This is a genomic window from Bradyrhizobium sp. SBR1B (assembly GCF_014198205.1).
Classification (GTDB): domain Bacteria; phylum Pseudomonadota; class Alphaproteobacteria; order Rhizobiales; family Xanthobacteraceae; genus Bradyrhizobium.
In genome coordinates, this window is record NZ_JACIHC010000002.1 from 243,522 (window position 1) to 259,202 (window position 15,681).

General features: G+C 65.8%; 19 protein-coding genes. 11 read left to right on the top strand and 8 right to left on the bottom strand.

Annotation, left to right across the window (positions count from 1 at the left end; genetic code table 11):
* Positions 1-177: 177 nt before the first annotated feature.
* The 6 genes from GGD61_RS05770 (at position 178) to GGD61_RS05795 (ending at position 4,046) form a co-directional block, all read left to right on the top strand.
* Positions 178-828: a glutathione S-transferase family protein gene (locus GGD61_RS05770; RefSeq protein ID WP_018318298.1), complete on the top strand. Its 651-nt coding sequence runs from the start codon at positions 178-180 to the stop codon at positions 826-828.
* Positions 829-984: 156 nt separating this feature from the next.
* Positions 985-1,161, top strand: coding sequence for a hypothetical protein (locus tag GGD61_RS05775; protein ID WP_018318299.1), 177 nt, complete (start codon positions 985-987; stop codon positions 1,159-1,161).
* A 72-nt stretch (positions 1,162-1,233) separates the two neighbouring features.
* The gene (locus GGD61_RS05780; RefSeq protein WP_092255007.1) at positions 1,234-1,389 is read left to right on the top strand and encodes a hypothetical protein; all 156 of its coding nucleotides are present in this window, start codon (positions 1,234-1,236) and stop codon (positions 1,387-1,389) included.
* Between the two features lie 129 nt (positions 1,390-1,518).
* Positions 1,519-2,325 carry a PAS-domain containing protein gene (locus tag GGD61_RS05785; RefSeq protein WP_092255011.1) on the top strand — a complete coding sequence of 269 codons (807 nt, stop codon included), beginning with the start codon at positions 1,519-1,521 and terminating at the stop codon, positions 2,323-2,325.
* A gap of 71 nt (positions 2,326-2,396) precedes the next feature.
* Positions 2,397-2,852 (top strand): GNAT family N-acetyltransferase, encoded by a 456-nt coding sequence (locus GGD61_RS05790; protein ID WP_092255014.1) that lies wholly within the window; start codon positions 2,397-2,399, stop codon positions 2,850-2,852.
* Between the two features lie 252 nt (positions 2,853-3,104).
* A complete protein-coding gene (locus tag GGD61_RS05795; RefSeq protein ID WP_092255017.1) occupies positions 3,105-4,046 on the top strand; it encodes an aldo/keto reductase in 942 nt (313 codons plus the stop codon).
* A 74-nt stretch (positions 4,047-4,120) separates the two neighbouring features.
* Here the strand turns inward: GGD61_RS05795 and GGD61_RS05800 are convergent, their stop codons facing one another.
* The 3 genes from GGD61_RS05800 to GGD61_RS05810 all read right to left on the bottom strand — a co-directional run bounded on the left by GGD61_RS05800 (position 4,121) and on the right by GGD61_RS05810 (position 7,304).
* The gene (locus GGD61_RS05800) at positions 4,121-4,444 is read right to left on the bottom strand and encodes an antibiotic biosynthesis monooxygenase (RefSeq protein WP_018318304.1); all 324 of its coding nucleotides are present in this window, start codon (positions 4,442-4,444) and stop codon (positions 4,121-4,123) included.
* Between the two features lie 86 nt (positions 4,445-4,530).
* Positions 4,531-5,745: a DUF1501 domain-containing protein gene (locus GGD61_RS05805; RefSeq protein WP_092255019.1), complete on the bottom strand. Its 1,215-nt coding sequence runs from the start codon at positions 5,743-5,745 to the stop codon at positions 4,531-4,533.
* A 2-nt stretch (positions 5,746-5,747) separates the two neighbouring features.
* A complete protein-coding gene (locus GGD61_RS05810) occupies positions 5,748-7,304 on the bottom strand; it encodes a DUF1800 family protein (protein ID WP_183230421.1) in 1,557 nt (518 codons plus the stop codon).
* A 114-nt stretch (positions 7,305-7,418) separates the two neighbouring features.
* On the opposite strand from GGD61_RS05810, the gene GGD61_RS05815 reads away from it, so the two are divergent.
* Complete coding sequence (locus GGD61_RS05815) at positions 7,419-7,616, top strand: cysteine-rich CWC family protein (RefSeq protein WP_092255026.1); 198 nt, start codon at positions 7,419-7,421, stop codon at positions 7,614-7,616.
* 84 nt (positions 7,617-7,700) lie between these two features.
* Here the strand turns inward: GGD61_RS05815 and GGD61_RS05820 are convergent, their stop codons facing one another.
* The 3 genes from GGD61_RS05820 to GGD61_RS05830 form a co-directional block, all read right to left on the bottom strand.
* Entirely contained in the window at positions 7,701-8,399 is a 699-nt protein-coding gene (locus GGD61_RS05820) for a glutathione S-transferase family protein (RefSeq protein ID WP_177237056.1), read from the bottom strand.
* Positions 8,400-8,517: 118 nt separating this feature from the next.
* On the bottom strand, positions 8,518-8,748 hold the full coding sequence (locus tag GGD61_RS05825; protein ID WP_092255032.1) for a hypothetical protein: 231 nt from the start codon (positions 8,746-8,748) through the stop codon (positions 8,518-8,520).
* Positions 8,745-9,524, bottom strand: coding sequence for a sulfite exporter TauE/SafE family protein (locus GGD61_RS05830; RefSeq protein ID WP_092255035.1), 780 nt, complete (start codon positions 9,522-9,524; stop codon positions 8,745-8,747). The genes GGD61_RS05825 and GGD61_RS05830 overlap by 4 nt, the downstream gene beginning before the upstream one ends.
* Positions 9,525-9,792: 268 nt before the next feature.
* On the opposite strand from GGD61_RS05830, the gene GGD61_RS05835 reads away from it, so the two are divergent.
* The 4 genes from GGD61_RS05835 to uvrB all read left to right on the top strand — a co-directional run bounded on the left by GGD61_RS05835 (position 9,793) and on the right by uvrB (position 14,385).
* The gene (locus GGD61_RS05835; RefSeq protein ID WP_177237057.1) at positions 9,793-10,710 is read left to right on the top strand and encodes a LysR substrate-binding domain-containing protein; all 918 of its coding nucleotides are present in this window, start codon (positions 9,793-9,795) and stop codon (positions 10,708-10,710) included.
* A 102-nt stretch (positions 10,711-10,812) separates the two neighbouring features.
* On the top strand, positions 10,813-11,037 hold the full coding sequence (locus tag GGD61_RS05840) for a hypothetical protein (RefSeq protein WP_018318312.1): 225 nt from the start codon (positions 10,813-10,815) through the stop codon (positions 11,035-11,037).
* Positions 11,038-11,094: 57 nt separating this feature from the next.
* Complete coding sequence (locus GGD61_RS05845; RefSeq protein WP_018318313.1) at positions 11,095-11,316, top strand: hypothetical protein; 222 nt, start codon at positions 11,095-11,097, stop codon at positions 11,314-11,316.
* A 93-nt stretch (positions 11,317-11,409) separates the two neighbouring features.
* Positions 11,410-14,385 (top strand): excinuclease ABC subunit UvrB, encoded by a 2,976-nt coding sequence (gene uvrB / locus GGD61_RS05850; RefSeq protein WP_092255043.1) that lies wholly within the window; start codon positions 11,410-11,412, stop codon positions 14,383-14,385.
* A 115-nt stretch (positions 14,386-14,500) separates the two neighbouring features.
* On the opposite strand, the gene GGD61_RS05855 is transcribed toward uvrB, so the two are convergent.
* Complete coding sequence (locus tag GGD61_RS05855; RefSeq protein WP_092255046.1) at positions 14,501-14,887, bottom strand: hypothetical protein; 387 nt, start codon at positions 14,885-14,887, stop codon at positions 14,501-14,503.
* A 271-nt stretch (positions 14,888-15,158) separates the two neighbouring features.
* Positions 15,159-15,392, bottom strand: a complete 234-nt coding sequence (locus GGD61_RS05860; RefSeq protein ID WP_092255049.1) for a hypothetical protein — start codon at positions 15,390-15,392, stop codon at positions 15,159-15,161.
* Positions 15,393-15,681: the final 289 nt, after the last annotated feature.

Sequence of the window (15,681 nt, forward strand, 5' to 3'; positions counted from 1 at the left end):
CGTGATCTGATTTGCATCGTCGCGCGGAAATGATCTTCCGCAGCGCTGCAGTGCGGTAGGGATTTCGAGTTTTTCTATTGGCCGGCCCTTGCGGCGGATTCGCATCGGCATCATTGTTTAGCCGCCTCGCGTGGCGACGAGCGCAGTGCCTCCCCGTCTTCCGGAATCATTCTCAGAATGTACAAGCTCTATTCGATGCAACGCTCGGGCAACAGCTACAAGGTCCGCCTTGCGCTGGCGCTGCTCAACGTGCCCTACGAAGCGATCGAGGTGGACATTCTGCGCGGCGAGAGCCGCACGCCGGACTTTCTGACCAAGAACCCGTCGGGACAGGTGCCGCTGCTCGAGGTCGGCGACGACCGCTTTCTCGCCGAGTCCAACGCCATCCTCTGGTACGTCGCCGTCGGCACCCCGCTCGCGCCCGAGAACCGCATCGACCGCGCCGAGGCGCTGCAATGGATGTTCTTCGAGCAGCACGCGCTGGAGCCGAACATCGGCGCCGCCTATTTCTGGCTGTCGCTGGTCAAGGGCGGGCGCGACCTCCAGACCCATTCGCTGGAGGACTGGATGGAGCGCGGCTATGGCGCGCTCCAGGTGATGGAGAACCACCTCAAGACCAACGCCTATTTCGCCGCGCGCCAGCTCACGGTCGCCGACATCGCGTTGTACGGCTACACCCACCTCGCCGACCGCTGCGACTTCGACCTCCAGGCCTTCCCGGCGATCCGCGACTGGCTGAAGCGGGTGGAAGCTGCGCCGGGCTTCGTGTCGATGGACTGGCGGCCGGCCGACGTCGACGACCCCGCCAGCATTGCAGCCGGTGCCTGAGCGCGCCCCTGCCCTCCGGCGAATAGCGGGTACAAAGGTGACGTTCGCCGCAATCCCGCCATTTTCCGCGCGATAGCCGCCGCAATATTGCCGGTTGAAACTGGGAAATTGTGGAAAGTCGCGGGTGATTCGCTCGCGCGTTGAAGGATTTAGACCATGATACGGGCGTCCGGCACGGCAGGCTTTCAGGGCCATCCCGCTACCGTAGCGTCTTCCCGGCTGACCAACGCGGTCGCGGCCTCGCTCGCCGTCGCCGCGCTATCGCTGTGCCTGATCGTCACCCTGACGGTGCTGTCGACCAAGGCGACCATGGCGATGGGCCTGCCGGTCTGATTCCCGTTTCATCCTGGTCCAGCCTTCAAGGCGCCGTGTGCCTCGCGCCTTCAGGCATCGCGCGGGACGTCGATGAAATCACCTGTGGTAGTCGTTGCAATCACACTGACTGCGGCCATTTTGGTCGCGGCGTCGCTGTTGATTGTCGTCACGCGCAAGGGCCCGGGGATTTCGACGCTGAATGCGCCGGCGCTGCAACAGCCCCTCAAGCACGCCCACTTGGTCTAAAATCATCCGAAAACCTGAAGCTTGCACGCAAGCGGACCTTAAACACACCGCAGGAAAACGTATCGCGGTGGCGCAACGATCAGCCAGTGTTGCGACGTTACCTCGGTTCGGGAGGAGCGAGACGGGTCCATGCGGTTCGGATGGCGTGCGATCTCCGGTCCGGCGCTGACGGCAGCAGCCCTGCTGCTGACGATGCACTTCGATCGCTTCATCCCCTCGCCCGCGCCGCTGCTCGTGGGCATCGTGGCGCTCGCCGGCGCATTGTCGGGTCTCGCCTCCGCCATCGCCAGCGCGGCCGTCGCGGTGATCGGTGCGACGCTGCTCCTCCTCGGCCGCCACGGCGTTTCCGGCGCCACCAGTGCCGATCTGATCCCGCTCGGCCTCATGGCGATCACGGCTGCCGCCACCGCCGGCATCACCGGCCTGATGCGCGAGCGGCTGCTCGGTACGGTCGCGGCCGAACGGCAGAGCCACGCCACGGCCGCGCGGCTGTCGGCCGCGCTCGATCAGGTCGATATCGGCATCGTGCTGCTCGATGCCGAGACGCGGGCCGAATTCATCAACCGCGCCTTCCGCGACTATTTTGCGGTGCCGGACGAGATCGCCGACGGCAAGCCGCCCTTCATCGCGCTGATGTATCACAGCCGCGACACCGGCGCGTTCGAGCTGCCCGAAGACGAGCTCGGCACCTTCATCGCCCAGCGCATGGAGATGGTGCGGATCGGCGATGCCACGCCGATCAACATCGCCTTGCGCAACGGCGAGGTGCTGCGCTTCGTCTGCAACGCCCTGCCCGATGGCGGACGTATGCTGAGCTACACGCCGGTGACCGATCTCGTGCGCCACACCGATGCGCCCTCGCGCGCCGACTACTACCGCTCGCTGCGCGATCCCACGGGCCGCAGGCTGATCCGGCATCTGCGCGCCGCGGAGTGATGCGACTGGCGATTGATCGGCACGCCCGTCATCACGTATGAAGGACGTCCCATCGATCGCAGGAAATCCACATGTCGCTCACCATTCGCGCCGTCACCAGGCAGGACTACGATCAATGGCTGCCGCTGTGGGACGGCTATAACGCCTTCTACGGCCGCTCTGGCCCGACCGCGCTGGCGGGCGAGATCACTGCGATGACGTGGCAGCGTTTCTTCGATGCCTATGAGCCGGTGCATGGATTGGTCGCCGAGAGCGACGGCAGGCTGCTCGGCATGACGAACTACCTGTTTCATCGCAGCACCACCGCGATCGAGCCGTCCTGCTATCTGCAGGACCTGTTCACGCTGGAAGCCGCGCGCGGCAAGGGCGTCGCCTCGGCGCTGATCCACGGCGTGTATGAGCGGGCGAAATTGGCGGGATCGCCGCGCGTCTATTGGCAGACGCACGAGACCAATCTCACGGCACAGCGCTTGTATGACAAGGTCGCGGAGCGTTCCGGTTTCATCGTCTATCGCAAGCTGTTCTGATCCCCATCCGCACCCTGTGGATAACTCCCGCTGTCACCCCCGCGTAACATAGCGGGACTACGCTGTGCCTGCGTCTGATCTGGCCCCCCGTCACCGATCAAGCGCCCCAAGCGGTCCCCGTCAGTCGCCGCGTCTGACAGGGGCCGCATTTTTTTGTCCGCCTTGTCAGCATGGCAGCAGCGCGGCGCGCGCCTTGCTGCTGCGGCGCACGATGGTCACAATGCGTGGCTGCTCTCTCTGACAGGATCTCCCATGGAAATTCGCAATCTCGGCGCCTCCGGCCTTCGCGTGTCCGCGGTCGGGCTCGGCTGCAACAATTTCGGCCAGCGCACGGATCTGGAGACCTCGCGCAAGGTGATCCATCGCGCGCTCGATCTCGGCATCACGCTGTTCGACACCGCCGACATCTATTCGAACATGGGCGGCTCGGAGACCGTGCTCGGTGCTGTGCTGGGCGACCGCCGCAAGGACATCGTGCTGGCGACGAAATATTCCAAGCCGATGGCGGAGGACGGAACCAAGCAGGGCGCCTCGCGCCGCTACATCATGGAGGCGGTAGAGGCGAGCCTGAAGCGGCTGAAGACCGATTACATCGATCTCTACCAGCAGCACGACTATGACCCGCTGACGCCGATCGAGGAGAGCCTGCGCGCGCTCGACGATCTCGTCCGCCAGGGCAAGGTCCGCTACATCGGCAATTCCAACTTTCCGGCCTGGCGCGTCGCCGAAGCCGAGTACGTCGCGCGCGCGATGAATGTCAGCCGCTTCGTGTCGTGCCAGGACGAATATTCGCTCGTCGTGCGCGACATCGAAAAGGACCTGCTGCCGGCAGCAACGGAATACAAGCTCGGCCTGTTGCCGTTTTTCCCGCTCGCAAGCGGCCTCCTGACCGGCAAATACCGGAAGGGCGAGGCCGCGCCCGATGATACCCGCTTCGGCAAGGTGGAGCGGCTGCGCGACCGCTACGTCACGCCGCGCAACGAGGATATCGTCGAGAAGCTCCAGGCCTTCGCCAAGGCCCGCGGCCACAGCATGCTCGAGCTCGCCTTCTCCTGGCTCGCCGCCCGCCCGCAAGTATCAAGCGTGATTGCCGGCGCCACCCGCGTCGAGCAGATCGAGCAGAACGTCAAGGCGATCGCCTGGCAGCTCAGCGCGGAGGAGATGGCGGAGATCGACAGGATCACGCTGGGCTAGAGCATGATCCGGAAAAGTGTGCAGCGGTTTTCCGGAAAGATCATGCTCAGACAAACAAAGGCCGGCGCGGCGCGCTACTTCGCGCCGCGTCCCACGGTCTGCATCACCTCGAAGCCCTCGAACTGGGGATGGCCGAGATAGAGCGGCTTGTTGTCGCCTGCCTTGTGGTGCGCAGCGCGAAACGCTTCGGACTTGGTCCAGGCCTCGAACGCGGCATGGTTCGCCCACACGGTGTGCGAGGCATAGAGCGTGTGGTCCTCGAGCTCGGGTCCGCGCAGCAGATGGAATTCGACGAAGCCCGGCACCTTGTCCAGATGCGTATCGCGGCCGAGCCAGACCTGCTCGAAAGCGGCCTCGGAGCCCTTGGCGACACGGAAGCGGTTCATGGCGATGTACATGGGGATGGTTCTCCTGATGCTGCACCATTATCTCGTCATTCCGGGATGCGCCGCAAGGCGCAGGCCCGGAATGACGGCGCGTGGGGTTAGGCGACCAATCCCTTCATCGGCCGTACTCCCGCACTATCCGGGAACACCGTCTCGGCCAGCACGCGATCGGATAGACCGAACTGGCCCTGCAGCACGCCCTTGATCACGGAGCGCAGATCGGTGGTCGGCTTGAGATCGCGAGCTTCATACAAGTTCGCGAGCTTGAGGCCCGGCCATTCGGAGATCACGCGTCCGCCTTTCACGGCGCCGCCGGCGAGCAGCGCGATCGTGCCGGTGCCGTGATCGGTGCCATCGGTGCCATTGATGCGCGCGGTGCGGCCGAACTCCGTGGCGACGACGACGACGGTGTCGCGCCAGCGCTCCCCCAAACCGCTTTGGAATTCGGCGAGCGCGCCATCGAGCCCGCCGAGCAGGAAGGCGAGACGCCCCACGGGGCCGCCTTCATTGGCATGGGTGTCCCAGCCATCGAAGGCGAGCGCGGCGATGCGCGGGCCATCGTCCGCCGCCATCAGCTTGGCCGCGCCGCGCGCGACCTGGCGCATCTGCGCCACCGCATTGCCGGGTTTCGGTTTCATGTCGTCTCCGCTCGCGGCCTTGTCGAGCTGAAGGCCTTGCGACAAGGCCATCGCCAGCGCGGGATCGCGATGACGGTAGAGATCGACGAGGCGCATCGCGGTGTCGTCATCCGCCTGCGGCAGCGCCACCGGGGCCCAGCCGACGGTCGGCGCGTTGCCGCGCAGCACCAACGGCGTGGTGGGCCCGACCGCAAGAGCGCTCGATACGCGCTCGCCGCGCGGCAGCGCTTCCAGCGCGCGGTTGAGCCAGCCGGACTGCACGCGGCCGGGACCGGCATAGCCGCTTTCGAGCACGTCCTGGCCGTCGAAATGCGAGCGGTCGCGATAAGGCGTCGCCACGGCATGGATCACCGCGGCATGCTGGTCGCGATACATGCGCGCAAATTCCGGCATCGCCGGATGCAGCGCGAAGAAGGAATCCAGCATGATCGCGGGATGCGCGCCGTCAGAAGTGAGCGCGATCGAGCCGTGCAGGCCGGCATAATCGGGGTCGCCGATCGGCGCGACGGTCGCAAGACCGTCGAGCGCGCCGCGCAGGATCACCACGATCAGCCGGGGATCGTGCCCATCGGCCGCGCGCGCGAATTTCGGCAAATAAGCCCAGGCCGCGAACGAGGCGCCGCCGAGCAGGAGACTGCGGCGCGAGGTGAGGAGCCGGTTCTCGGTGCAGTCCATCGTCACCTCCTCTGCATTTCCGGCGACATCAAGAGCAGCGCCAGCGCCTGCTGGCGCGACTCCGCGCGCTCGATGGTCCGGCGCGTCTCGATGGAGGCCGCATCCGCCGCTGCGAATTCCAGCAGATCCAGCGGATCGATGTTGGGCCCGAGCCGTGCGCCCATCTGCGCGGCGATATCGAGCCTGAGCTTCATGCCCTCAGGCGCGGCCCATGCGGCGCTGGTATCGGGGAAACCATTGGGGCCGGCCGGCGACCACAGCGGCTGTCCCAGCAGGTTGAGATTGTTCAGATAGGCGCCTGGATCCTCCGGCACGCGCGCGAGCAGCCGGCCGCTCGCGACCAGGAAATCATAGGGCGAGCGCATCTTGGTCAGCGGCGCCTTCCACGCCTCGTCGGAATCAACCAGCGCCGTGGCAAGCGCCTTGAGGTCGCCGTCGGTCTTGACGAAGATTTCGCGCAACCGCGCCACCAATCCCGGCGGCGGATCGTCGGCGACGAAATGGCGGACGAACTTGGTGGCGATGAAATTCGCGGTCGACGGATGGCTCGCGATGTCAGCGAGCGCGGCTTCGCCTTGCGCAAGGCCCGTCGCCTCGTAGCTCTTGCCGAGCAACATCTGCGCGCCGGGCTGGTGCGCATTGGTGTTGAACACGAAGGAGCCGGGTGTGCCGAGCTGCCCCTGCCTTCCGGCAAAGGTCCAGCCGGTGATGATCCGCGCGAGCGAGGTGACGTCCTCCTGCGTGTAGCCGCCACCGACGCCGAGCGTGTGCAGCTCCATGATCTCGCGCGCGAGATTTTCGTTCAGGCCGCGCTTGCGGTTCTGGCCTGCGCGCGAATCCGGGCCGAGCGATTGCTGGTTGTCGAGGAAGAACAGCATCGCCGGATGCTGCTCGACCGCTTTCAGCATGTCGGCGAAGCGCCCGAGCACATGCGGCCTGATCGCCTCGCGCTCGAACGCGCCGGCCCAGATCCGCGCCAGCTCACCCTTGGTCGCGGAAATGCAGAAATGGTTGGACCAGAACGCGACGAGACGCTCGGTGAAGCCGCAGGTGGCCAGCGTCGCGCGCTGCAGGCGCGCCAGCGCTTCGCTGCGGAAGGTCTTCTGGATGACGTTGAGCGGCTGCGGGGCCGGCTTGGCCGCCGGCGGTGCAGCCGCATTGGGCTGCATCGCGTCCGGCTTTGCCGCATTGTCCGCCGGCTTGGCTTCCGTCATCTGGCCGGCGACTTCCGTTGCTGCCGCATTCAGCGAGAGATTGCGGCGGAGCCCGGGCTTCGGTTCACTCGGCGCAGGCGGCTGCGTCTCGGCGGGCGCGGCGGCCTTCGCCGCTTCGCGCGCCTGCCTGACCTGATCCTGATAGGCGAAGACGGCCTGCCCGAGTTGCTGGGTCGATTGCAGACCGGGCGCCTCCAGCAACACCCCACTCGCACGGACCAGCTCTGCCTTCACGAAACCGCGAGGATCGGAGGCTGCGTTGATGAGATCGCCCGAGGCGCCGCCGCGGGCGCCGAAGCCAAAACGGTTGAGCGCGACGAGCGCGGCTTGCGAATCGCGGGCCATCGATTTGTCCTTCGCGTGTCGGGAGCCGCTTTCGGAGTCCGCGCGCGACGCCTAATATACCGCAGCGACCGATGAACCCGACATGAAAATCACGGCGAAGCTTCGACGTAAATCATGACAAATCCGAAAGAATCCGCATCACCGGAACCGCGCCGCCTCGCCTGCGCGCGCTGCGGTACTGAGTTCGGCTGCGACCTCTCGGGCACCTGCTGGTGCGCGGAGGAAACCGCGAAGCTGCCGATGCCGGTCGAGGGCGAAGACTGCCTGTGCCGGGAGTGCTTGCGCAAGGCGGCGGAGGCGGCAGTATCGTAGGGTGGGCAAAGCGCAGCGTGCCCACCATTTTCATTTGCGGCGCTATGCGCCTTTGCCTGCCCTACAAGATCCGCCCGGCGAAACTTACACCTCATGCCCCGGCGATTTCCGCGCCATGCCGTCGAATGCATCGAGCAGCTTTTCGCGCCAAGCATATACCGGATCGTCCGTCTCGAGCAGCTTGAACGGGCTCACCACGCGCGCCCACTGGAAGCCGCCGAACACCACGTAGTCGGCGTAGTTCGGCGCGGCGCCGCCGATGAAGGGCTGCTTCTTCAACGTCTGGCGCATCACCTCGAGCGACTTGCGGAAGGCGACCACGCCGGTGTCGCGACTTGCCATGACCGCTTCCAGGCTCTTGCCGCCGAAGCGCGCCTCGCGCGACTTGCGGAAATAGGCGGCATCGATCTCGGCGAGATTTTTCGGGATGTCGGCAACGATCAGCGGAAAGATGCCGCCGACCACGGCGATGTCGCCGAAGGCGTTGATCATGCGCGCCATGGCGCAGCCGCCCTCGCCGCCGAACAGCGACGGACGGTCCGGGAAATTGTCCTCGAGATAGGTCGCGATCGTCCAGGAGTCGACGACCGGTCTGTCATCGTGCAGCAGCACCGGAACCTTCTCCGACCCGTGCGGCGAAAGCGCGCCCTTCTCGGTGAAGCGCCAGGGCAGCGATTCCGCCGCGAGGCCCTTGTGCGCCAGCGCCATCCGCGTGCGCCAGCAATACGGGCTGAAGGGACGCGAGGCGTCGGTGCCGACGAGTTCGTAGAGTTTGAGTGACAAAGGCGCCTCCACTGGCTCCGTCATTGCGAGGAGCCCTTTGCGACGAAGCAATCCAGCCTGCCGCGCGGCGACATTCTGGATTGCTTCGCTGACGCTCGCAATGACGATGTGGCGAGAGTTAGCGCCCGTTGTTTCGCAGCAATTTCTCGCCGCCCTCGGTGACCGCGATCACCAGCCCGAGACCGGGCAGCGTCTCGCGCGCGACGTAGCCGCGCTCAGTGGCATCTTCCCAGATGGTGAGGCGCGGGCACGAGGTCTTCCAGGTCGCGATCACTTCGGCATAGGCGCGCGGCTCGCGCGCGACCCATTCGACGAAGTCCAGCACCAGGGGATCGGCAGTCTCGTTCATTGCAAACCTCCCTTGTCGAAGGCGGCCAGCACTGGCGTGCGAACCATGAGCCAGCCGCCATAGGCGATGTAGTAGCAGGCAATCGTGGTGATCAGCTTGTTCGACCAGGCCAAGAATTGCTGGTCGGTCATGGCTTCGAGGATGCGCCGCGCCAGCGTGGTGCCGAGCATCGAGGCAAGGATGGCGACGCCGGCGAGCACGGGATCGAGGCTCGCCGCCTGGTCGATGATGCCGCCGAAATAGATCAGCTTGGTGAAATGGCTGACGAGCTGGCACATCGCCTTGGTCGCGACCTTCTCGCGCCGGCCGAAATCGCCGCCGAGGAAGAAGGTGTCGAGCAGTGGCCCCGACACGCCGGTCATCAGCATCAAGCCCATGCAGATCGTGCCATAAACGGTGCCCTGCCAGAGGCGGTCCGGATCCGGCTTGATGTTGGCGGGCAACAGCCGTGCCATGAACGGTGTAACGCCGAGCAGCAGCAGCGCCATCGGCTTATCAGGCACGTAGCGGGTGAGCGACCAGGCCGCCAGCGCGACAGCAGCGCCGACCATATAGTTCGCGACCGGCCGCCAGCGGATATGCGCGCGCCACAGAAATGCGCGCCAGCCGTTCGAGGCCATCTGCGTGATCGCATGCAGCACCATCGCGGTCGGCAGCGGCATCAGCGCCAGCAGCACGCCGATCAGGATCAGCCCGCCCGCCATGCCGAACAGCCCCGACAGGAACGCGGTGGCGACCATCAGCAATCCGAGGGCAGCGATCATGATGGGCGTCACGTGGGGAATCTCCGGTGGTGGCTCATCGTAAGGGACGCAGACTGCTTCACTCCCTCGCCCCGTTCTTACGGGGAGAGGGTGGGGTGAGGGGCCGCTTCCGCAATCACGGTGGTAGATGGACTCGCGGAGACTCCCCCTCACCCGCCGCGCTTTGCGCGTCGGCCTCTCCCCGCGCGCGGGGAGAGGCGAGGAGAACGTGCCTCGCTTGCTCCTTCCGCGCAAACTGAGTTATCTTGGCCTGGCATCAGCTTTCCTGAGGGTTGGGCCTTTGCGGCGTCTGCTGTTTCTCAACGGCATCAAGGCATTCGAGGCGGCGGCGCGGACCGGCAGCTTTGCTGCGGCCGGGCTCGAGCTGAGCGTGTCGGCGGCCGCCGTCAGCCGCATGGTGCATCTCCTGGAAGAGCGGCTCGGCGTCGCGCTGTTCGAGCGCAAGGCCAATCGCCTGGTGCTGACGCAGCCCGGCCGCGCCTATCAAGGCGGCCTGACGCCGATCTTCGATGCGCTGGCTAGCCTCACCGCGCAGGTGACGGCGCCGGCAAGCGTCCGCGTGCTCACGATCGGCGTCGGCCACACCTTTGCGATGCGCTGGCTGATCCCGCGCCTGTCGGAGTTTCGCAGCGAAGAGCCCGACATCGAGGTGCGCTTTACCACCGGCGGCGCGTCGGTCCCGTTCGGCGAGGATTGGAGCTGCGGCATCAAGCTCGGCACCGGCGACTGGCCTGGCCTGGTCGCCGAGCCCCTGTTCGCCGGCGATCTCACGCCCGTCTGCGTGCCCCGTCTTGCGAGCGGCCTGAAGCGGCCGGCCGACCTGAAGGGACCGAGCCTGATCCGCGTCGAACATTCGCCGGAGGACTGGCCGATCTGGCTGAAAGCCGCGAACCTCACCCGCATCAATCCGCGCGGGCCGGAGTTCCAATTTTACGGCCAGGCACTGCAGGCCGCCGCCGACGGGCTCGGCATCGCCATGGGTATCCGCCCCTATATCGACGACGACCTTGCCGCCGGCCGGCTGGTCGCCCCGTTCGACCTCTCGGTGCCCAAGGGCATGCGCTGGTACCTGCTCTATCGCAGCTTTCAAACCGAGCATCGCGACTTTGCCGCGTTCCGCCGCTGGATCATGCGCGCGGCCTCGGAACCCGCCGCCCGCCCCGTCAAGCGGACGGGCCGTGTCGCCGCGCGGAACTGACGCCGGAGGCAAAAAAGCCTGCCGCTTGTGAACGACTTCACATTCCGGAATCCGCAAACGTGGTCCCCTGACCCTCCGAAAAGAAACGTGGGACCGACAAGAATGACGACCCTTTACGACGGCTTTGACATTGAATCCTTCGAGGCTGGCAAAGGCCTCTGGCACGCCCGCATCCGCCGCGCCGATCTCAGCCCCGTCGCCATCGACGGCGTGCTGTTTCCGGCGATGGAAGTCGGCTTCGCCTGGCCCGATCAGAACGCCGCGATCGCCGACGCCAAGCACCACATCGACCGCTTCCGCCGCCGGGCCGACAGCGACGACGAATAAGCGATCCGGACGGCAAGCGAACCAGGGGCAGCGCAGCGTCAAAGGGGGAACCGGGTCATGTCAGTCATCGAAATCGAAGACACGCCGCGGCCGAGAATCTACGCCCGCAATGTGCTGTCCAACTGCCCGGAATGCCACGGCGATCTTTCGGTGCTCCGCGTGATCGGCGGCCGCGCGGGGTGCGAGTACTGGACCATGCGCTGCACCGATTGCGGCGGCATCCATCTCGACGTTCTCAAGCCATATCAGGCGGGTGACGACGACGGGCCGGCGGCGTGAGGCCGACCCCTGCTGCCAACCTGCTGTCAGCAGGCTGCATGAGGACGGTCATTCGCCCTTTATCGGGAGGCGGACTCATCCCATATTCGCCTCATGGCGAAGAAACCTGCATCCTCCGAAAAATCCGGCAAATCCCCCAAGACCAAGGCTCCGAACTCGAAGGCACATCGGCCTGATGTGCAGCCGATCGGGCCGGCGCTGGCCGAGCTGCTCAATCCCGCGATCAATCGTGGCGATGCCGGCCTTGGCTCGGGCACCGGGCTGCAGCCGCCGCCGGACAATTCGCGCGACCGCCGCTCCGGCGGCGAGGCTGCGGCGCATCGCGCGCGGGCCTCGACGCCGAAGGAGTTTCCGCAGGACAGTGCGCGGCCGATGCCGCTGCGGCCCAACCCGCAGCCGGCGGGCGCCCGGCAATCCAGCGAAATTGGCGGACTGGAAGAAGCGCCGCAGGCCAATTACGGAACCGCGGCCACGATCCCGACGCTCGATCCGGAACTGGCGCGGCAGCTCGGCCTGCCCACCGAGGAGGACGATGCCGAGGCGCTGGCGCGTCCGCCGCGCAGCAAGATGGAGGCGCTCGGCGTCAAGGCGACCGCGGATGCGCTGGAGGCGCTGATCCGCGAGGGCCGGCCGGAGTTCCGCAAGAACGACGGCTCAACCAAGGTGTGGACGCCGCACCGGCCGCCGCGGCCGGAAAAGTCCGAAGGCGGCGTGCGCTTCGAGATCAAATCGGAATACCAGCCCAAGGGCGACCAGCCGACCGCGATCGCCGAGCTGGTCGAAGGCGTCCAGCGCAACGACCGCACTCAAGTGCTGCTTGGCGTCACCGGCTCGGGCAAGACCTACACGATGGCGCAGGTGATCGAGAAGACGCAGCGCCCCGCGCTGATCCTGGCGCCGAACAAGACGCTCGCCGCCCAGCTCTATGGCGAGTTCAAGAACTTCTTCCCCGACAACGCCGTCGAGTATTTCGTCTCGTATTACGACTACTACCAGCCGGAAGCCTACGTCCCGCGTACCGACACCTATATCGAGAAGGACTCCTCGATCAACGAGCAGATCGACCGCATGCGCCACTCGGCGACGCGCGCGCTGCTCGAGCGGGACGACGTCATCATCGTCGCCTCGGTGTCGTGCATTTACGGTATCGGCTCGGTCGAGACCTACACCGCGATGACCTTCGCACTGAAGAAGGGCGAGCGCATCGACCAGCGCCAGCTCATCGCCGACCTCGTCGCGCTCCAGTACAAGCGCACCCAGGCCGATTTCACCCGCGGCACGTTTCGCGTGCGCGGCGACGTCATCGACATTTTCCCGGCGCACTATGAGGACCGCGCCTGGCGCGTGAATTTGTTCGGCGACACCATCGAGAACATCGAGGAGTTCGATCCGCTCACCGGCCACAAGCAGGACGAGCTCGAATTCATCAAGATGTACGCCAACTCGCACTATGTGACGCCGCGCCCGACGCTGGTGCAGGCGATCAAGTCGATCAAATCGGAGTTGAAGCAACGGCTCGACCAGTTGCACGACCAGGGGCGCCTGCTGGAAGCGCAGCGGCTGGAGCAGCGCACCACCTTCGACCTCGAGATGATGGAGGCGACGGGCAGCTGCGCCGGCATCGAGAACTACTCGCGCTATCTCACGGGACGCCGCCCCGGCGAGCCGCCGCCGACGCTGTTCGAATACGTGCCCGACAACGCGCTGATCTTCGCCGACGAGAGCCACGTCACCATCCCGCAAATCGGCGCCATGTTCCGCGGCGACTTCCGCCGCAAGGCGACGCTGGCCGAATACGGCTTCCGCCTGCCCTCCTGCATGGACAACCGACCCTTGCGCTTCGAGGAATGGGACATGATGCGGCCGCAGACGGTTGCGGTGTCGGCGACGCCGAGCGGCTGGGAGCTGAACGAGAGCGGCGGCGTGTTCGTCGAGCAGGTCATTCGTCCCACTGGCCTGATCGATCCTCCCGTCGATATTCGCCCCGCCCGCACCCAGGTCGACGATCTCGTCGGCGAGGTCCGCGCCACCGCGCAGGCCGGCTACCGCTCGTTGATCACGGTGCTGACCAAACGCATGGCCGAGGATCTCACCGAATATCTGCACGAGCAGGGCATTCGCGTCCGCTATATGCATTCGGATATCGACACCATCGAGCGCATCGAGATCATCCGCGATCTGCGCCTCGGTGCCTTCGACGCGCTGGTCGGCATCAACCTCTTGCGCGAAGGCCTCGACATTCCCGAATGCGCGCTGGTCGCGATCCTCGATGCCGACAAGGAAGGCTTTTTGCGCAGCGAGACCTCGCTGATCCAGACCATCGGCCGCGCTGCGCGCAACGTCGACGGCAAGGTGATCCTCTACGCCGACCAGATGACGGGATCGATGGAGCGCGCCATCGCCGAGACCAACCGCCGCCGCGAAAAGCAGGTCGAGTACAACACCGCCAACGGCATCACGCCGGAGAGCGTGAAGAAGCAGATCGGCGACATCCTCAACTCCGTCTACGAGCGCGACCACGTACTGATCGAGGTCGGCGGCCACGACATGACTGACGACGTCATCTCGATCGGCCACAACTTCGAAGCCGTGCTCGGCGATCTGGAAACGCGGATGCGCGAGGCCGCAGCCGATCTAAACTTCGAGGAAGCCGCGCGCCTGCGCGACGAAGTCAAGCGCCTGCGCGCCACCGAGCTCGCCGTGGTCGACGATCCCACCGCCAAGCAGCGCACCGTGCAGGGCAAGGCGGGCGCCTATGCCGGCAGCAAGAAGTACGGCGACGCCGCCAACCTGCCTGTCAGCGCCATGAAGAAGAAGACCGTTGGGTCCGCGCTGAAAGCCAGCGGCGGCGGTAGCGGCTCGAAGGTCCACAAGCCGCATCTCGACGAGATGCACGGCCCGGAATCGCTGCCCTACCGCGAAAACCAGACCCTGCCGTCAAAGCCGTTCGGAAGTACGAGCCGGATCATCCAGCCGACGGATTCAAGGCAATCCGGTCCGGAGTTCGGGCCGGCACCGAAGTCGACGGGGGGACAGCCGGGAAGACGGGGTGGGTGGAAGAAGAGGTAGGGACGCTCTCACTTCTCATTGCGGTTCGTGGTTATGGATTCTCAAATGCGCAATTGCGCATCATAGCTCGCCGCTCTGCGGCGCCCTGAATGACGCCGGAGAGATTTCTCCGCCCTCACCCCACACTCGCCGTCACCACCGCCATCACCGACAGCAGCAGCACGATCGTCACCAATTGCAGCGAGGCGACGGGCTGGGTGCGCCAGGCCGTGATCTTGTCGGACAGCGACAGATGGGCCTCGAAGAACTTTGGCTCGTAGACGGTCTTGAACATGTGCGGGAAGCTCGGGCCGAGGGTCACGGCGAGCATGGCGTGGGCGAGCGAAGCGATGGCGACGAAGATCGCGACGCCGGGGTCGCCGACGAGGTCGTGGTTGCCAACGAGCTTGAGCAGGAAGGCGGCGGCGGCGAAGGTCGGAAAGCTCTGCAGGACCGTGGTCAGCGCGAGGCCTTCGAGCGCGTTGTGCAGGCGGGACTTTCTGACGGTGGCGATGGCAGCCATGGCACGTCTCCCTGATGACTTGGGATGACGTTAGGCGCATCGGCAGCGGGGTGATGTGAGATGGATCACGCGTTGCTTCGCCTCTCCCCGCTTGCGGGGAGAGGCCGGAATCCAAGCTCAGCTTGGATTCCGGGTGAGGGGGAGTCTCCGCGAACTCGCTCTTAGCGTCCCCGGAGAGACTCCCCTCACCCCAACACTCTCCCCGCAAGCGGGGCGAGGGGGCGGACCGCCGACGCGGCAGCGGGTTTCCCTTTGCCGAACCGTCGGACGGTTAAAGCTTCCCCTGCCCGTTCACCTGGCCCTGCTGCTGCCGCTGCTTCTCCTGTTCCTTGGCGTGGTGCCTGCCGTAGAGGCAGCCGGCGGCGGCACCCAGGACCCCGTGATGACCGGCATAGTGGCCGGCAACGCCGCCGACGACGGCGCCCTTGATGCAACCCTTGGCGTGGGCGGTGGAGGTCGCGCCAAGCATGAGCAGTGCGGCGGTGACGGCGAGGAGCGATTTCATGATTGATGCTCCGAATGCGTATGTCGGCGCTCCAACGGGCACGGGCGCGCGGCGGTTCCATACGGCTGCGCCGTGATGACGCTTGCGCATTGTGCCATGCACGTTGCGCGTCATGCAGCTCGATGCCGCGCGAACTCGCGCAGCCTCGCCGCAATTCAACTCGCATTGCACGCCATGAACCTGGCATTGCGCTCGAGCGTCATATCGTCTGCAACATCCCTGTGATTTTGCGGATTGCCGGTGCAGGAGACCGCGCGTTAGCGTTGCAGGGCGCCACACGGCCAATGAG

What these genes read in the sequence shown, in the direction of transcription:
- GGD61_RS05770 (WP_018318298.1), top strand. Translation starts at nt 178, where the DNA reads ATGTACAAGCTCTATTCGATGCAACGCTCGGGCAACAGCTACAAGGTC.
- GGD61_RS05775 (WP_018318299.1), top strand. Translation starts at nt 985, where the DNA reads ATGATACGGGCGTCCGGCACGGCAGGCTTTCAGGGCCATCCCGCTACC.
- GGD61_RS05780 (WP_092255007.1), top strand. Translation starts at nt 1,234, where the DNA reads ATGAAATCACCTGTGGTAGTCGTTGCAATCACACTGACTGCGGCCATT.
- GGD61_RS05785 (WP_092255011.1), top strand. Translation starts at nt 1,519, where the DNA reads ATGCGGTTCGGATGGCGTGCGATCTCCGGTCCGGCGCTGACGGCAGCA.
- GGD61_RS05790 (WP_092255014.1), top strand. Translation starts at nt 2,397, where the DNA reads ATGTCGCTCACCATTCGCGCCGTCACCAGGCAGGACTACGATCAATGG.
- GGD61_RS05795 (WP_092255017.1), top strand. Translation starts at nt 3,105, where the DNA reads ATGGAAATTCGCAATCTCGGCGCCTCCGGCCTTCGCGTGTCCGCGGTC.
- GGD61_RS05800 (WP_018318304.1), bottom strand. Translation starts at nt 4,444, where the DNA reads ATGTACATCGCCATGAACCGCTTCCGTGTCGCCAAGGGCTCCGAGGCC.
- GGD61_RS05805 (WP_092255019.1), bottom strand. Translation starts at nt 5,745, where the DNA reads ATGGACTGCACCGAGAACCGGCTCCTCACCTCGCGCCGCAGTCTCCTG.
- GGD61_RS05810 (WP_183230421.1), bottom strand. Translation starts at nt 7,304, where the DNA reads ATGGCCCGCGATTCGCAAGCCGCGCTCGTCGCGCTCAACCGTTTTGGC.
- GGD61_RS05815 (WP_092255026.1), top strand. Translation starts at nt 7,419, where the DNA reads ATGACAAATCCGAAAGAATCCGCATCACCGGAACCGCGCCGCCTCGCC.
- GGD61_RS05825 (WP_092255032.1), bottom strand. Translation starts at nt 8,748, where the DNA reads ATGAACGAGACTGCCGATCCCCTGGTGCTGGACTTCGTCGAATGGGTC.
- GGD61_RS05840 (WP_018318312.1), top strand. Translation starts at nt 10,813, where the DNA reads ATGACGACCCTTTACGACGGCTTTGACATTGAATCCTTCGAGGCTGGC.
- GGD61_RS05845 (WP_018318313.1), top strand. Translation starts at nt 11,095, where the DNA reads ATGTCAGTCATCGAAATCGAAGACACGCCGCGGCCGAGAATCTACGCC.
- uvrB (WP_092255043.1), top strand. Translation starts at nt 11,410, where the DNA reads ATGGCGAAGAAACCTGCATCCTCCGAAAAATCCGGCAAATCCCCCAAG.
- GGD61_RS05855 (WP_092255046.1), bottom strand. Translation starts at nt 14,887, where the DNA reads ATGGCTGCCATCGCCACCGTCAGAAAGTCCCGCCTGCACAACGCGCTC.
- GGD61_RS05860 (WP_092255049.1), bottom strand. Translation starts at nt 15,392, where the DNA reads ATGAAATCGCTCCTCGCCGTCACCGCCGCACTGCTCATGCTTGGCGCG.